This is a genomic window from Mesorhizobium sp. L103C105A0 (assembly GCF_000502215.1).
Lineage (GTDB): Bacteria > Pseudomonadota > Alphaproteobacteria > Rhizobiales > Rhizobiaceae > Mesorhizobium.
The window spans coordinates 134,679-149,400 of sequence record NZ_AYXF01000002.1; the positions used below are offsets into that span (position 1 = coordinate 134,679).

A 14,722-nucleotide genomic window follows, 5' to 3' on the forward strand; every position below is an offset into this window, starting at 1 on the left:
TCTCCCGGCTAACCGCTTGTGGCGGCTTCCGTCCTGACGTACCATTGCATCTGTTCTCTTTATGTTCGCAGCGATGGCGGCCCCTGTCAACAATCCCGAGCACGGTTTTTGCCGCGACTGCCTGACCTTTCAGCGCAGCGATACCAGGCGCTGTGAGCGTTGCGGCAGCCCTCGACTCACCCGCCATCCCGAGCTCTACCAGCTGCATCTAGCGCATATCGATTGCGACGCCTTCTATGCGGCTATCGAAAAGCGCGACAATCCGGCGCTGAAGGACAAGCCGCTGATCATCGGCGGCGGCAAGCGCGGCGTCGTCTCCACCGCCTGCTACATCGCCCGCATCAAGGGGGTGCGCTCGGCAATGCCGATGTTCAAGGCGCTCGAAGCCTGTCCGGAAGCGGTCGTCATCCCGCCCAATATGGAGAAATACGTCCGCGTCGGCCGCGAGGTCCGCGCGCTGATGCAGGCGCTGACGCCGCTGGTCGAGCCACTCTCCATCGACGAGGCGTTTCTCGACCTCGCCGGCACCGAGCGCCTGCACGGCATGCCGCCGGCGGTGGTGCTGGCGCGCTTTGCGCAGACCGTCGAAAAGGAAATCGGCATCACCGTTTCGGCCGGCCTTTCCTACTGCAAGTTCCTGGCCAAGGTTGCCTCCGATTTCCGCAAGCCGCGCGGCTTTTCGGTGATCGGCGAAGCCGAGGCGCTGGGTTTCCTGGCCGAACAGCCGGTGACGCTGATCTGGGGCGTCGGCAAGGCTTTTGCCGCAACGCTCGAACGCGACGGCATCCGCAGCATCGCCCAGTTGCAGCGCATGGAGCGCGCCGATCTTATGCGCCGCTATGGCGTGATGGGCACCCGGCTCTACCATCTCTCGCGCGGCCAGGACGACCGCCGTGTCGATCCCGACCAGGATGCGAAAAGTGTGTCGGCCGAAACCACTTTCGACACCGACATAGCTGAAATGGGCGAACTGGTTCCAGTGCTGAGGGGATTGTCGGAAAAGGTCTCGGCGCGGCTGAAGAAGTCAGGCATTGCCGGGCGCACCGTGGTGCTGAAGCTGAAGACGCAGGATTTCAAGCTGCGTACCCGCAACCGCCAGCTCGGCGACCCGACCCGGCTGGCCGACCGCATTTTCCAGACCGGGCTCGAGCTGTTGCGCAAGGAGGCGGACGGGACAAAGTACCGGCTGCTTGGCATCGGTGTCAGCGATCTCTCGGATGACGAGAAGGCCGATCCGCCCGATCTCGTCGACGTCGGCTCGCGCAAGCGCGCCATGGCCGAAAGCGCCATCGATACGCTGCGCGACAAGTTCGGCAAGAAGGCGGTGGAAACCGGCTACACCTTCGGCAAAGGCCGCAACGCCAACCCGCCGGAGCCGATCGAGGAGTGAGACGGCTTAGATACGCTTGAGATCGATGCGGCTCGTCACCACGTTCTTGCCGGTTTTCGGATCGACGTCGGTAACGGTCAACCGCATTCCGTCGCCGCTGGTTTTCTCGACCGTCAACCGCGCCTTACGATCGCCATTGACCTCCGCCGCCCAGCGAATGCCGAGACTGATCGCGTTGCCAGAACGGCTGCCGGCGAGCTGTGCCGGCCCGGTGCGCGACCCGACATAGACGCCTGTATACTTCGCCCCGCGGGCCTTCAGATTGGCGCTGATGGCGCGCGTCACCACGACAAGACCACGGCAATTGCCGTCAAGCGACAATGAGCTCGAGGTCGCGTCGGAATTGAAGGTGCAGGACACATTCACCGTCGGTGCGTCGGTGGTGACCTTGACTGTCCCCTTGCCGGAGAAATTCCCTTGCAAGGAGCTGAGAAAATTCGCCTCGTCGGCATGGGCCGCGGCGCTTGCAGTTAGCAGGCAGCCGGCTAGCAGAAACCGCGCGAATGATTTCATCGGAATCTCTCCCCCGTTGATGTTTAAGAAACGATGCGTCCAGCATTTGGCCAATACCGGGAACCAACGCCTGCCGTTGCGTCAGGTTCCACTTCCAGCATGGCTGTTTTGCAACGGGTCTGGCCCAGTCGAATGCGTCGCCTAGCGGTTGCGATGGAAGCCCCGGCTTGCGACATAGCGCCTATGGCACCTTCCCCATCGATCCCCAAAGCCGCGTTCTGGATGGCGCTGTCGATCGCCTCGTTCCTGGCGATGTCGGTCGCCGGCCGCGCCACGACCGCGGAGCTCAACGTGTTCCAGGTGCTGGAACTGCGCTCGGTGATCGGCTTCTTCATCCTGTTGCCGCTGGTGACGATGAGCGGCGGATTCGCCGCAATGCGCACGCAGCGCCCGTTGGCCCATATCGCTCGCAATGTCATCCACTATACGGGCCAGGCGGCATGGCTCTATGCGCTGACGCTGATCCCGCTTGCGGTGCTCATATCGATCGAATTCACCACGCCGATCTGGACCGCGATCCTGGCGGTGACCTTTCTTGGCGAAAGGCTCTCCCGCCCGAAAATTGCGGCGGTCGTGCTTGGCCTGATCGGCGTGGTGGTCATCGTTCGCCCCGGCGTCGGCTCCATGGATCCGGGTCACCTCGTCGTTCTCGGCGCGGCCGTGTGCTTTGGCGTATCGGTGGTGTTGGTCAAGTCGCTGACCCGCACGGACAGTGTCGTGCGCATCATCTTCTGGATGCTGATCATCCAGTCGGTGGTCGGCCTGATCCCGGCGCTTTATGAATGGCGCAACCCACCGCTCGAACTCTGGCCATGGATCCTGCTGATTGCCTTCACCGGCATGTCGTCGCATTTCTGCATGGCGCGTGCCCTCACCTATGCCGACGCTACGGTGATTTCACCGATGGATTTCCTGCGCGTGCCACTGTCGGCGCTGATCGGCTGGCTGCTCTACAGCGAACAGATCGACATCTTTACAGCCGGCGGCGCCCTGCTGATCCTGATGGGCAACCTGCTCAACCTGCAGCGCAAGGCGCCAAAGCCGGCCGAGGTCGCGGCCTCGTAGCGGTCGGTCAATTCCCCTCATCCGGTATGTTGAGAAGATGCCCGCAGGCCTTGCAGTGCACGGCGTCCGGCTCATGCCGTTGCAGTCCGCACTGCGGACAGGGAAAGAACACCTTGGCGGGTCGAAAAATCGCCGTCGCCAGTCTGACAAACAGCGAGATGCCGATGATCATGGTAGCGATTGCGGTCAGCTTGCCGGCGATCCCCGGCAGCACGATGTCGCCGAAACCGGTCGTCGTCACCGTGGCGACGGTAAAATACAGCGCATCGATATAGTTCTCGAGGCCGGCGCCGGTGCGAAAGAAAAAGGTGTAGACGAAGCCGGTGATGACGAACAGGAACGTCAACAGGTTGATGACCGCGTGGCTCGCCTCGCGCCAGGGCCTTAAGCCACGCATTTCGAAATGCCGCCACAGCGACCCGCTGCGCGACAGCGACCACAGCCGCAGGATGCGCAGGAACGCCAGATTTGCCAGCGCCGTCGGCATCAGCAGCGTCAGAAGGATGAAGACATCGACCCAGGATGTCGGCTGTTTCATCAGCCGCAGCATGTCGTTGGAGGCTAACAGCCGGGCAATCAGGTCGGCGGCGACCAATGCGGCGACGGTATAGTCGAGCCACAGGAATGACGGCTTGTCCTGGAGCACCGGCGTGGCAACGAAGAAGGCGATGATGGCGAGGTCGATGATGACCGCCACCAGCTGAAACCGGAACGCCGCCGGCGTGCGTCCGTGATAGAGCTTGCGCAGCCGGTCACGCAGCCGCGCCATCGCTGAGCTTTGCTGCAATCCGTCCTTCTCGGCTGCTTTCATCACCAAGTGCGTAACTGTCCCAGCCGGGGCCGTCTAGAGCATGATCCCAAAAAGTGGGTGCCGGTTTTTGGAAAAGATCATGCTCCAACAAAGGGTTAGATCATGATGAGATTTCAACCAAATCTCATCATGATCTAGCGCCGCAACACCGCGCTCAGCACATCGCGTATCCCGNTGCGGGGTGCGGCGGCTAGGGCATGATCCCAAAAAGTGGGTGCCGGTTTTTGGAAAAGATCATGCTCCAACAAAGGGTTAGATCATGATGAGATTTCAACCAAATCTCATCATGATCTGACCCGGTGATCGTCACCCCTCCACCACCTTGCCGTCCGGCCCGACGAGGCGCCAGGCCGAGGCGGTGTCGTAGACGAACCGCTCCTCCGCAATCCGGTCACCACGCCAGCGCTGCAGGGCCACCTCTTCCAGCCGGCGCACGGTGCCGGCCTTGTCGACACGGTCGAAGGTCCAGCGGATGGCGACATTGTCGCCATCGACCAGGAATGTCTGGACAGGATGGGTGTGCATCTTCTCGATCCGATCGAGTGCTGCCTGCTCATGCGCCATCAGTGTTTCCTTGCCGCGCCGCGGGACGCCGAGATTTTCCTGCATGGTGGCATCGTCATGGTAGAAGTCGGCGATCGCTTTGACGTGGCTGCCTTCGACCACCTCCTTGAGGAAGGCTTCGACGCGTTCGCGGCTGGGCATGATTGTGCGTTCCTTTGAAGTTTCTGCTCAACGCATGTGGTTCAAAGGAAGGTCAGGTCAACCACGCCCCGCACGCTGGCCCTATCGGCTGCAATGTCAGGCCCAGAGCATCTTTATGCCGTCATGCACTGGCCGACGTCGATGCGATTGCCGTGTATATCAGCGCAGCCTAGACGAGCTCGACTTCGACCACACCCGGCACCGCGCGCATGGCCGACGCGATCTGCGGCGAGATGCGGTAGCGGTTGGGCAATTCGATCTCGATCTCGCCCTGCGCCTCTTCTTTGATGACGATAATGCTTACCTGACTTTCCCCACGCTGGGTAAGCTGCGATTGAATCGCCGACGCAGGCCCGTCATTTCGAACGAAGATGCGCAGCGCCTTCTGGATACGGCTGGCCTCATCCTCCAGCGACTGCACCGTCTGGATGCGCAGATTGACCCCTTCGGGCCTATCCTCGGCCGAAACGGTGATCACCACCGAACGTCCGGGCTCGAGCAGATCGCGATACTGCGCCAACCCTTCCGAAAACAGCACGGCTTCATATTGGCCAGATGTGTCGGAAAAGGCGATGACGCCCATCTTGTTGCCGGTTCGGGTCTTGCGCTCCTGCTTGGTGGTGACGGTGCCGGCGAGCCGGCCCGCGGCGGCACCGCGTTTGACCGCAGCCGAGAACTCGCCCCAGTTCTGCACGCGCATCTTCTGCAGGGCCGCCTTGTACTCGTCGAGCGGATGCGCCGAAAGATAGAAGCCGACGACCTGGAATTCACGGTGCAGCCGGTCGGCGGCAAGCCACGGATCGGTCTGCGGCAAATTGAGCGCCTGCTGCTGCGCGCCGAGCGACGCGCCGAAAATGTCGTGCTGGCCCGAAATGGCATTCTGCTGCGCCAGCGAAGCCAGCCCCATCATCCGTTCGACGCCGGCCATCATCTGGGCGCGGTCGTGGCCGAAGCAGTCGAGCGCGCCGGCCATGATCAGGCTTTCGAAGACGCGCTTGCCGACGATCTTGGGATCGACCCTTTCACAGAAATCGGCGAGATTCTTGAACGGCTTTTCGCCGCGCATGGCGACGATGTGCTCGACCGCAGCGTCGCCGACGCCCTTGAGGGCCGCCAGCGAATAGTAAATGCGGTTCTCGCCGACCTCGAAATTGCGGAAGCTGGTCATCACCGACGGCGCCACCACCTCGATGCCGAGACGCAGCGCATCCTGGCGGAAATCGGCGAGTTTGTCGGTATTGCCCATGTCGAGCGTCATCGACGCCGCCAGGAACTCGACGGGGTAATGCGCCTTGAGATAGGCGGTCTGGTAGGACACGACGGCGTAGGCGGCCGCGTGCGATTTGTTGAAGCCGTAGTCGGCGAACTTGGCCAGAAGGTCGAAGATGAAGTCGGCCTGCGGCTTGCCGACGCCGCGTTCGACCGCACCGGTGACGAAACGCTCGCGCTGCTTGTCCATTTCGGCGCGGATCTTCTTGCCCATCGCGCGACGCAGCAGATCGGCTTCGCCGAGCGAATAGCCCGACAGTTCCTGCGCGATCTGCATCACCTGTTCCTGGTAGACGATGACGCCTTGCGTCTCCTTCACCAGATGGTCGATCTTGGGATGGATCGATGCCATCTCCTCTTCGCCATGCTTTCTGGCGTTGTAGGTCGGGATGTTCTCCATCGGGCCGGGACGGTAGAGCGCCACCAGCGCGATGATGTCCTCGATGCAGTCGGGCCGCATGCCGATCAGCGCCTTGCGCATGCCGGCACTTTCCACCTGGAACACACCGACCACTTCGCCGCGCGACAGCATGGCGTAGGTTTCAGGATCGTCGAGCGGGATCGTCGCCAGGTCGATCTCGATGCCGCGCCGGCGGATCAGCTTCACCGCCGTCTCCAGCACCGTCAGCGTCTTCAGGCCGAGGAAGTCGAATTTTACGAGCCCGGCCTGCTCGACATATTTCATGTTGAACTGGGTGACCGGCATGTCGGAGCGCGGATCGCGGTACATCGGCACCAGTTCCGACAAGGGCCGGTCGCCGATGACGATGCCGGCGGCGTGCGTCGAAGCGTGGCGGTAGAGCCCTTCCAGCTTTTGCGCCATATCGAGCAGCGTCTGCACGATCGGCTCCTTCTCGGCCTCCTCGGCAAAGCGCGGCTCGTTGGCGATGGCATCCGCCAGCTTGACCGGATTGGCCGGGTTCTGCGGCACCATTTTGGAGAGCTTGTCGACTTGGCCGTAAGGCATTTGCAGCACGCGGCCGACGTCGCGCAGCACCGCGCGCGCCTGCAGCGTACCGAAGGTGATGATTTGTCCCACCTGGTCGCGGCCATATTTCTGCTGGACGTAGCGGATGACCTCTTCGCGCCGATCCTGGCAGAAGTCGATGTCGAAGTCGGGCATCGACACGCGGTCCGGATTGAGGAAGCGCTCGAACAGCAGCGAGAAGCGCAGCGGATCGATATCGGTGATGGTGGTGGAGTAAGCGACCAGCGATCCGGCGCCCGAACCACGGCCCGGCCCGACCGGAATGCCTTGCGCCTTCGCCCATTTGATGAAGTCGGCCACGATCAGGAAGTAACCGGGAAATTTCATCTTCTCGATGATGGAGAGCTCGAAATCGAGCCGCTCGCGGTATTGTTCGACCGTGTAGCCGGCGGTGGGTCCATGCGCCGCCAGCCGGGCGTCGAGACCTTCATGGGCCTGCCGGCGCAGTTCATCGGCCTCCGCTTTCAGCGCCACCTCATTGTCGGCGACATCGCCGCCGGTAAAGCGTGGCAGGATCGGATTGCGGGTCTTGGGATAATAGGAACAGCGCAGCGCGATCTCGACGGTGTTGTCGATCGCTTCCGGCAGGTCGGCGAACAGCCGCGCCATATCGGCCTGGCTGCGCAGGAAATTGTCCGATGTCAGGCGGCGGCGGTTGTCGGCGGCAACGACGGACCCTTCGGCAATGGCGATCAGCGCGTCATGCGCTTCATAGTCGTCGCGGGCGGCGAAGAACGCCTCATTGGTGGCGACCAGCGGCAGATCATGGATATAGGCAAGGTCGACCGATGATTTCTCGATAGCGCGGTCATAACCGGAAACACGGTCCAGTTCGACATAGAGCCGGTCGCCGAACAGCGCCTTGAGTGCCAAAAGCCGCGTCTCGGCAAGATCTCGGCGATCCTCCTTCAGCGCCCGGCCGATCGGGCCGCGCGGCCCGCCGCTGAGGCAGATCAGGCCATCGCTATGGCCTTCCAGCATTGCTGACGTCAGATGCACGGGCTCGCCCGGCGGCGTCTCCAGATAGACCTGGCTGACCAGCCTGACCAGGTTGCTATAGCCAACCTCGGTGGCGGCGAGCAGCACCACGGCGTTCATCTCCGGCCCGTGGCGGCGGCGGTCGCGCTGTGCGTCACTGGTCTCGCCTGAAAAGGCGAGATCGATCTGGCAGCCGATGATCGGCTGGATGCCCTCTTTCACCGCTTTCTGGGCAAATTCCAGCGCGCCGAACAGATTGTTGGTGTCGGTGACGGCGATTGCCGGGCACTCGTCCTTGACGGCATGGGCGACGACAGCGGCGACCTGCAAGGCGCCCTCGAGCAGCGAATACGCTGAATGCACGCGCAGATGGATGAACGGCCGCGCCGGCGCCTCCGGGCGCGCAGCAGCGAGCGCTGCTTCGCGCCTCAGGGGATCGCGTGGAAGTTTGTCATCCGCCATGATGTTTCAAATTGCTCGAAGGGCTTTGAGTCGATGGAGATGTATTGTCCCGGACCGGGCGATGCCAGTCCAGCACAATTGACCACCGACCACAGGCTTCCGTACCCAGCCGCACGGCTCAGAGATTGTTCGAAATTCGCTCTGGCGAGTCATATGATGGTGGTTTCGAGAACCGGAGCGCAGCGGCCATTGGTCCGTGAGCACGGGAAGCGCAGAAACCACCTTCAGATGGCCGCCGGAGTAGAATTTCCAAACAATCTCTAGGCGAACTCCATGATCACCGCATCGACAGCCAGGCTGTCACCCGGCTTGGCGTTGAGCTTCGACACGACAAGATCGCGGTCGGCGCGCAGCACGTTTTCCATCTTCATCGCCTCGACCACGGCCAGCGTCTCGCCGGCCTTGACCTCCTGCCCCTCGGCAACCGCGATCGACACGACCAGGCCCGGCATCGGGCAAAGCAGCATCTTGGACGTGTCCGGCGCCACCTTCTCCGGCATCAGCCTTTCCAGCTCCGCCGTGCGCGGCAGCATGGCGCGTGCCCTCACCGACATGCCTTTCCAGGCAATGCGCAGGCCGTTCGGCGCCGGCCTGATCTGCGCCGTGACCTTGCGGGCACCGACAGTGCCGCGCCAGATGAGGTCGCCCGGCCGCCAGTCGGACGCCACCGTCAGCGCTTTGCCGCCATCGACCGACAGATCGATTTCCATCGGAATGGAGATCATGCCCTCGATGATCGAAGCCTGGAGATAGTCGTCGCCGAGCTTCACCACCCAATCGCGCTTGAGTGCGCCCGAATGCGGCGCCAGCCGCCCGCCCAGCCGGTCGAGCCGGTCGCGGCGCAGAAGCTCGACCGCGGTGGCGATCGCCGCCAGCACTGCCTTTTCATCGCCATTGGGCACGATCGACGCGAAGCCGTCAGGATATTCCTCGGCGATGAAGCCCGTCGATATCCGCCCCTCGCGCCAGCGCGGATGCTGCATCAGCGCCGCCAGGAAGGGGATGTTGTGCTCGATGCCGTCGACGACGAAACTGTCCAGCGCTTCCGACATGGCGTCGATTGCCGCCAGCCGCGTCGGCGCCCAGGTGCAGAGCTTTGCCACCATCGGGTCATAGAACATCGAAATCTCGGAGCCTTCGGTGACGCCGGTGTCGTTGCGGATGAAGATGTCGCCGAACGTGCCCTCCTCCGGCGGCCGGTAGCGCGTCAAACGGCCGATCGAGGGCAGGAAATTGCGATAGGGGTCCTCGGCATAGATCCGGCTTTCCACCGCCCAGCCGTTCAGCTTGACGTCGCTCTGCTCGATCGCCAGCTTCTCGCCGGCGGCGACACGGATCATCTGCTCGACCAGGTCGATGCCGGTAACAAGCTCCGTCACCGGATGCTCGACCTGCAATCGTGTATTCATTTCAAGGAAATAGAAGTTCTTTTCAGCATCGACGATGAACTCGACGGTGCCGGCGCTCTGGTAGTCGACCGCCTTGGCCAGCGCCACGGCCTGCTCGCCCATCGCCTTGCGCGTCCTGGCATCGAGGAATGGCGACGGCGCCTCTTCCGCCACCTTCTGGTTCCGACGCTGGATCGAGCATTCGCGCTCGCCGAGATAGAGGGCGGTGCCATGCGCGTCGGCCAGCACCTGGATTTCGATATGACGCGGATCGACGACGAACTTTTCGATGAAGACGCGGTCGTCGCCGAACGAGCTTTTCGCCTCCGAGCGCGCCAGGTCGAAGCCGTCGCGCACTTCCGACTGGCTCCAGGCAATGCGCATGCCTTTTCCGCCACCGCCGGCTGAGGCCTTGATCATCACGGGATAGCCGATCTCGCCGGCGATCTTTTCGGCATGGTCGGCATTTTCGATGACACCAAGCCAGCCCGGTACCGTCGACACTTCTGCGGCATTGGCGAACTTCTTCGATTCGATCTTGTCGCCCATCGCCTTGATCGCCCTGGCTTTTGGACCGATGAAGACAATGCCCTCAGCCTCAAGCGCTTCGCAGAAGGCGGCCCGCTCCGACAGAAATCCGTAGCCGGGATGCACGGCCTGCGCGCCCGTCTCCTTGCAGGCAGCAATGATCTTCTCAGGCAGGAGATAGCTTTGCGCGGCAGGCGATGGGCCGATATGCACGGCCTCCTCGGCCATTTCGACATGCACGGCGTCGCGATCGGCGTCGGAATAGACCGCGACGGTGGCAATCCCCATCCTGCGCGCCGTCTTGATGACGCGGCAAGCAATCTCGCCGCGATTGGCGATCAGGATTTTCGTGAACATCGAAGGCGTTTCCTCGGGTCTTTCGTCCTTCTTATGGGCTTCGGCAGCCGGGCTCAAGCATTGCCGGCAGCGCACCCATCAAGACACTCCCGGCCCGCCAGGCCCGTGCCGAGAGGCGAAGATCGGGCTCGCCGACGACTGGGCCAAGATTTGCGCCATATTTGGTCGCCAAATCGGGTTGAAACAGTATAAAAACCCTGAAAGCCTGAAGACCAATCGCCTTGGGAGGAATTGCCTGATGAAAACCCGCGCCGCTGTCGCTGTCGCCGCCGGAAAGCCGTTGGAAATCATGGAGGTCGACCTCGACGGACCGCGCGAAGGCGAGGTGCTGGTCGAGATCAAGGCGACCGGCATCTGCCACACCGACGAGTTCACTTTGTCGGGCGCCGATCCCGAAGGCCTGTTTCCGGCAATCCTCGGCCATGAAGGCGCTGGCGTTGTCGTCGATGTCGGCAAGGGCGTCACCTCGGTCAAGAAGGGCGACCACGTCATCCCGCTCTACACGCCGGAATGCCGGCAGTGCCCATCCTGCCTGTCGCGCAAGACCAATTTGTGCACCGCCATCCGCGCCACGCAGGGCCAAGGCTTGATGCCCGATGGCTCCTCGCGCTTCTCGATCGGCAAGGACAAGATCTTCCACTATATGGGCTGCTCGACCTTCTCCAATTTCACCGTGCTGCCCGAGATCGCGCTCGCCAAGGTCAACCCGGACGCGCCCTTCGACAAGATCTGCTACATCGGCTGCGGCGTCACCACCGGCATCGGTGCGGTCGTCAACACCGCGAAGGTCGAGCAAGGCGCGACTGCTGTCGTCTTTGGTCTCGGTGGCATCGGCCTCAACGTCATCCAGGGCCTGAGACTTGCCGGCGCCGACATGATCATCGGTGTCGACCTCAACAACGACAAGAAAGAATGGGGCGAGCGCTTCGGCATGACGCATTTCGTCAACCCGAAGGAGATCGACGGCGACATCGTCCCTCACCTCGTCAACCTGACCAAGCGTGGCGCCGACCAGATCGGCGGCGCCGACTACACATTCGACTGCACCGGCAATACCAAGGTGATGCGCCAGGCACTGGAAGCCTCGCATCGCGGCTGGGGCAAGTCGGTTATCATCGGCGTTGCCGGCGCCGGCCAGGAGATTTCGACCCGGCCGTTCCAGCTGGTCACCGGCCGCACCTGGATGGGCACCGCCTTCGGCGGCGCGCGCGGCCGCACCGACGTGCCGAAAATCGTCGACTGGTACATGGACGGCAAGATCCAGATCGACCCGATGATCACCCATTTGCTGAAGCTGGAAGACATCAACAAGGGCTTCGACCTCATGCATGAGGGCAAGTCGATCAGGAGCGTCGTCGTTTTTTGAGGAGAAGAAGCCGCCGACCGAAGGGCCAGCGACTGTAGTTGCATGGGTTCAACAAGGGAGGAAGACAATGCCTGAGAAACTGCATCCGAAAATCGACAATGGCCTGCCGAAGGAAAGCGCAAGCTTTGCCGGCGGCACGCTGGTCTGTGCCTGCACCAGCAAGCCGGTGAAGGTGAAGGTCAAGGGCCAGATCGCCCACAACCATGCCTGTGGCTGCACCAAATGCTGGAAGCCTGACGGCGCGGTGTTCTCGGTCGTGGCCGTAGCCGGCACCGGCGATGTCACAGTCACCGAAAACGGCGACAAGCTGAAAGTGGTCGACCCCTCGGCACTTATCCAGCGTCACGCCTGCACCGGCTGCGGTGTCCATATGCACGGACCGGTCGAGCGCGACCATCCGTTCAAGGGTCTGTCCTTCATCCATCCCGAGCGCTTCCAGGAAGACGGCTGGTCACCGCCGGGCTTCACCGCTTTCGTTTCGTCGATCATCGAATCCGGTGTCGACCCCAAGCGCATGGACGGCATCCGCGGCCAGTTGAAGTCGATGGGCCTCGAGCCCTATGACTGTCTCAATCCCGGCCTGATGGATTACATAGCCACCTGGACGGCGAAGAAGTCGGGCGCGCTGCCGGCCTGACAGTACGAGATTTCTGGCATGGGGCCGGGTAACGTGCCGGCCCTATGTCCGTTTTGGAGAGATAATGCCGGCACCCGCCATCTACGTCGACGCCGACGCCTGCCCGGTGAAAGCCGAGGTCGAGAAGGTCGCCGAGCGCCATGGCGTGGTCGTCACCTACGTCTCCAATGGCGGGCTGCGTCCGTCGCGCGATCCGATGATTCGCAACGTCGTCGTCTCTAAAAGCGCCGATGCCGCTGACGATTGGATCGTCGAGAACGCAAAACCCAACGACATCGTGATCACCGCCGACATCCCGCTTGCCGCTCGCACCGTGGCGCTCGGCGCGCATGTGCTTGGGCCAACCGGCCGGCCGTTCACGCCGGAGACCATCGGCATGGCGGTTGCAATGCGCGATTTGAAGCAGCATCTGCGCGAAACCGGCGAGAGCAAGGGCTACAATGCCAGCTTTGCGCCACAGGATCGCTCGCGTTTCCTGGGTGAGCTCGACCGTATCTTGCGGCGGGCTCTGAAATCCGTCACACCCGACCAGACGTGAAGCATCATCCGAGGTCGGGCTATGGCCGACACATCGCCGAATAACCCCTTGCAGCGGCACAAGCAGTTCTTTGTGTCGCTAGCCGTCGGTCTGGTCGTATTTGCCGCGGTATTGCCTTTGATTGGATCGCTCCCCGTCTCCACGCGGCTTGCTTATTCGATCTCGATTGCCGCCGATTCCTTCTTCGTCGTCTTCATCGCGCTCGTCATCGCCAAGATGCCGCTGCTGTCCGGCCGCTATCTCAGCAAGAACGCGCGCGAACTGGACCTCCCAGTGCTGGGCATCTTTGCCATCACGCTCGGCATCGTCGCCATGGCCATTGTCCTGCTGTTCCTTTTGATCAATCACAAGGATCGCGACCCCATCGAACTCGGCTTCGCCATGCTGTCGATCCCGCTTGGCTGGTTCACCATCCATGCCATGGCCGCCCTCCACTATGCGCATGTCTACTGGATGGACGGCGACGCGATCGATGCCGAAACCAAGAAGAAGATACCGGTCGGCGGCCTCGATTTTCCCGGCAGCAAACGGCCGGACGGTTGGGACTTTCTCTATTTCGCGACGGTGATCGGCATGACCGCGCAGACCGCCGACACCGCGATCACGACCTCGCATATGCGCCGCGTGGTGCTTGTCCATTCGATCCTGTCGTTCTTCTTCAACGCCGTCATCGTCGCCGCCGTCGTCAATCTCGCGGTGAGCCTCGGCAATTGAGTATCCGTGCCCGCGATAAACCCGTGCCCGTAATAAAAACGTGACCGCATGAAACATCGCTTTCGATAGCGACGTATTGGGAGGACAAGGACGAGCGCGGCCATCCCAGGATCGCGCAGCCGGAGGCGAGGAAAAGATGGAAACCATTACCATGAGTCAGCCCGGCGCAGGCGTCGATGCCGCCTCAACGAAGGATGCGACGCTGATCTACCGGCAATCGCGCTGGACCCGCCTGACGCACTGGCTGTGGGCGATCTCGCTGTTCTTCTTGCTTTTGTCCGGCCTGCAGATCTTCAATGCCCGGCCGCAGCTCTACATCGGCAAGCAATCCGGCTTCGAGTACAACAACACCGTCTTTGCCATCGGCGCCGAAAACACCGCCACCGGCCCGCGCGGCTATACCGAAATCTTCGGCCATCGCTTCGACACCACAGGCGTGCTCGGCTGGTCGGGCCCGGCCCGGCAGCAAACGTCGCGTGCCTTCCCGTCCTGGGCGACAATCCCGTCCTATTACGATCTCGGCACCGCCCGCGTTGTGCATTTCTTCTTCGCCTGGATACTGACAACCACCTTGGTCGTCTGGCTGGTCGCCAGCCTGGTCAACGGCCATCTGCGCCGCGATCTGGCGCCGCGCCTTGACGATCTCAAGCGGCTGCCGCAGGACATCATCGAGCACGCCAAGCTCAGGTTCCACCACACACGCGAATACAACACGCTGCAGAAAATGGCCTATGGCGGCGTACTGTTCGTGCTGTTGCCACTCATGATCATCACCGGCCTTGCCATGTCGCCGAGCATGAACTCGGTGCTGCCCTGGCTCAACGAACTGCTCGGCGGAAGGCAGACGGCGCGCACCATCCATTTCACGGTGATGGTGCTGCTGGTCGGCTTTTTCATCGTCCATATGATGATGATCCTCGCCGCCGGCCCGATCAACGAACTGCGCTCGATCATCACCGGCTGGTACCGCACCGATCCGCCAAGGCATGGCGACACCGAGAGGAGTGCGTGAG

General features: G+C 62.3%; 12 protein-coding genes. 7 read left to right on the forward strand and 5 right to left on the reverse strand.

The features are described 5' to 3' along the window. Nucleotides 1-61: 61 nt before the first annotated feature. Nucleotides 62-1,390, forward strand: a complete 1,329-nt coding sequence (locus X727_RS158970; RefSeq protein WP_023744815.1) for a DNA polymerase IV — start codon at nucleotides 62-64, stop codon at nucleotides 1,388-1,390. Nucleotides 1,391-1,396: 6 nt separating this feature from the next. Here the strand turns inward: X727_RS158970 and X727_RS158965 are convergent, their stop codons facing one another. After that, nucleotides 1,397-1,903 (reverse strand): hypothetical protein, encoded by a 507-nt coding sequence (locus tag X727_RS158965; RefSeq protein WP_023681578.1) that lies wholly within the window; start codon nucleotides 1,901-1,903, stop codon nucleotides 1,397-1,399. Nucleotides 1,904-2,086: 183 nt separating this feature from the next. Here X727_RS158965 and X727_RS158960 point away from each other — a divergent pair, with 183 nt between their 5' ends. Continuing rightward, nucleotides 2,087-2,968 carry a DMT family transporter gene (locus X727_RS158960; protein WP_023710632.1) on the forward strand — a complete coding sequence of 294 codons (882 nt, stop codon included), beginning with the start codon at nucleotides 2,087-2,089 and terminating at the stop codon, nucleotides 2,966-2,968. Between the two features lie 7 nt (nucleotides 2,969-2,975). Here X727_RS158960 and X727_RS158955 read toward each other — a convergent pair whose 3' ends face one another. The 4 genes from X727_RS158955 to X727_RS158940 form a co-directional block, all read right to left on the reverse strand. Next, a complete protein-coding gene (locus tag X727_RS158955; protein ID WP_023725720.1) occupies nucleotides 2,976-3,779 on the reverse strand; it encodes a potassium channel family protein in 804 nt (267 codons plus the stop codon). A gap of 306 nt (nucleotides 3,780-4,085) precedes the next feature. Beyond that, on the reverse strand, nucleotides 4,086-4,484 hold the full coding sequence (locus tag X727_RS158950) for a nuclear transport factor 2 family protein (protein ID WP_023667583.1): 399 nt from the start codon (nucleotides 4,482-4,484) through the stop codon (nucleotides 4,086-4,088). A 169-nt stretch (nucleotides 4,485-4,653) separates the two neighbouring features. Then, nucleotides 4,654-8,181, reverse strand: a complete 3,528-nt coding sequence (dnaE, locus tag X727_RS158945) for a DNA polymerase III subunit alpha (protein ID WP_023710635.1) — start codon at nucleotides 8,179-8,181, stop codon at nucleotides 4,654-4,656. Nucleotides 8,182-8,441: 260 nt separating this feature from the next. After that, entirely contained in the window at nucleotides 8,442-10,454 is a 2,013-nt protein-coding gene (locus X727_RS158940) for an acetyl/propionyl/methylcrotonyl-CoA carboxylase subunit alpha (protein WP_023833740.1), read from the reverse strand. Between the two features lie 238 nt (nucleotides 10,455-10,692). Here X727_RS158940 and X727_RS158935 point away from each other — a divergent pair, with 238 nt between their 5' ends. From X727_RS158935 to X727_RS158915, 5 genes are all read left to right on the forward strand, one after another. Continuing rightward, nucleotides 10,693-11,820: an S-(hydroxymethyl)glutathione dehydrogenase/class III alcohol dehydrogenase gene (locus X727_RS158935; protein WP_023833741.1), complete on the forward strand. Its 1,128-nt coding sequence runs from the start codon at nucleotides 10,693-10,695 to the stop codon at nucleotides 11,818-11,820. A gap of 67 nt (nucleotides 11,821-11,887) precedes the next feature. Further along, nucleotides 11,888-12,457, forward strand: coding sequence for an S-(hydroxymethyl)glutathione synthase (gene gfa / locus X727_RS158930; RefSeq protein WP_023729860.1), 570 nt, complete (start codon nucleotides 11,888-11,890; stop codon nucleotides 12,455-12,457). A gap of 64 nt (nucleotides 12,458-12,521) precedes the next feature. Continuing rightward, nucleotides 12,522-12,995: a YaiI/YqxD family protein gene (locus X727_RS158925; RefSeq protein WP_023695438.1), complete on the forward strand. Its 474-nt coding sequence runs from the start codon at nucleotides 12,522-12,524 to the stop codon at nucleotides 12,993-12,995. A 21-nt stretch (nucleotides 12,996-13,016) separates the two neighbouring features. Further along, on the forward strand, nucleotides 13,017-13,709 hold the full coding sequence (locus X727_RS158920) for a DUF1345 domain-containing protein (RefSeq protein WP_023688301.1): 693 nt from the start codon (nucleotides 13,017-13,019) through the stop codon (nucleotides 13,707-13,709). A gap of 136 nt (nucleotides 13,710-13,845) precedes the next feature. Then, the gene (locus X727_RS158915; RefSeq protein ID WP_023691148.1) at nucleotides 13,846-14,721 is read left to right on the forward strand and encodes a cytochrome b/b6 domain-containing protein; all 876 of its coding nucleotides are present in this window, start codon (nucleotides 13,846-13,848) and stop codon (nucleotides 14,719-14,721) included. Nucleotide 14,722 lies beyond the last annotated feature (1 nt).

What these genes read in the sequence shown, in the direction of transcription:
- X727_RS158970 (WP_023744815.1), top strand. Translation starts at nt 62, where the DNA reads ATGTTCGCAGCGATGGCGGCCCCTGTCAACAATCCCGAGCACGGTTTT.
- X727_RS158965 (WP_023681578.1), bottom strand. Translation starts at nt 1,903, where the DNA reads ATGAAATCATTCGCGCGGTTTCTGCTAGCCGGCTGCCTGCTAACTGCA.
- X727_RS158960 (WP_023710632.1), top strand. Translation starts at nt 2,087, where the DNA reads ATGGCACCTTCCCCATCGATCCCCAAAGCCGCGTTCTGGATGGCGCTG.
- X727_RS158955 (WP_023725720.1), bottom strand. Translation starts at nt 3,779, where the DNA reads ATGAAAGCAGCCGAGAAGGACGGATTGCAGCAAAGCTCAGCGATGGCG.
- X727_RS158950 (WP_023667583.1), bottom strand. Translation starts at nt 4,484, where the DNA reads ATGCCCAGCCGCGAACGCGTCGAAGCCTTCCTCAAGGAGGTGGTCGAA.
- dnaE (WP_023710635.1), bottom strand. Translation starts at nt 8,181, where the DNA reads ATGGCGGATGACAAACTTCCACGCGATCCCCTGAGGCGCGAAGCAGCG.
- X727_RS158940 (WP_023833740.1), bottom strand. Translation starts at nt 10,454, where the DNA reads ATGTTCACGAAAATCCTGATCGCCAATCGCGGCGAGATTGCTTGCCGC.
- X727_RS158935 (WP_023833741.1), top strand. Translation starts at nt 10,693, where the DNA reads ATGAAAACCCGCGCCGCTGTCGCTGTCGCCGCCGGAAAGCCGTTGGAA.
- gfa (WP_023729860.1), top strand. Translation starts at nt 11,888, where the DNA reads ATGCCTGAGAAACTGCATCCGAAAATCGACAATGGCCTGCCGAAGGAA.
- X727_RS158925 (WP_023695438.1), top strand. Translation starts at nt 12,522, where the DNA reads ATGCCGGCACCCGCCATCTACGTCGACGCCGACGCCTGCCCGGTGAAA.
- X727_RS158920 (WP_023688301.1), top strand. Translation starts at nt 13,017, where the DNA reads ATGGCCGACACATCGCCGAATAACCCCTTGCAGCGGCACAAGCAGTTC.
- X727_RS158915 (WP_023691148.1), top strand. Translation starts at nt 13,846, where the DNA reads ATGGAAACCATTACCATGAGTCAGCCCGGCGCAGGCGTCGATGCCGCC.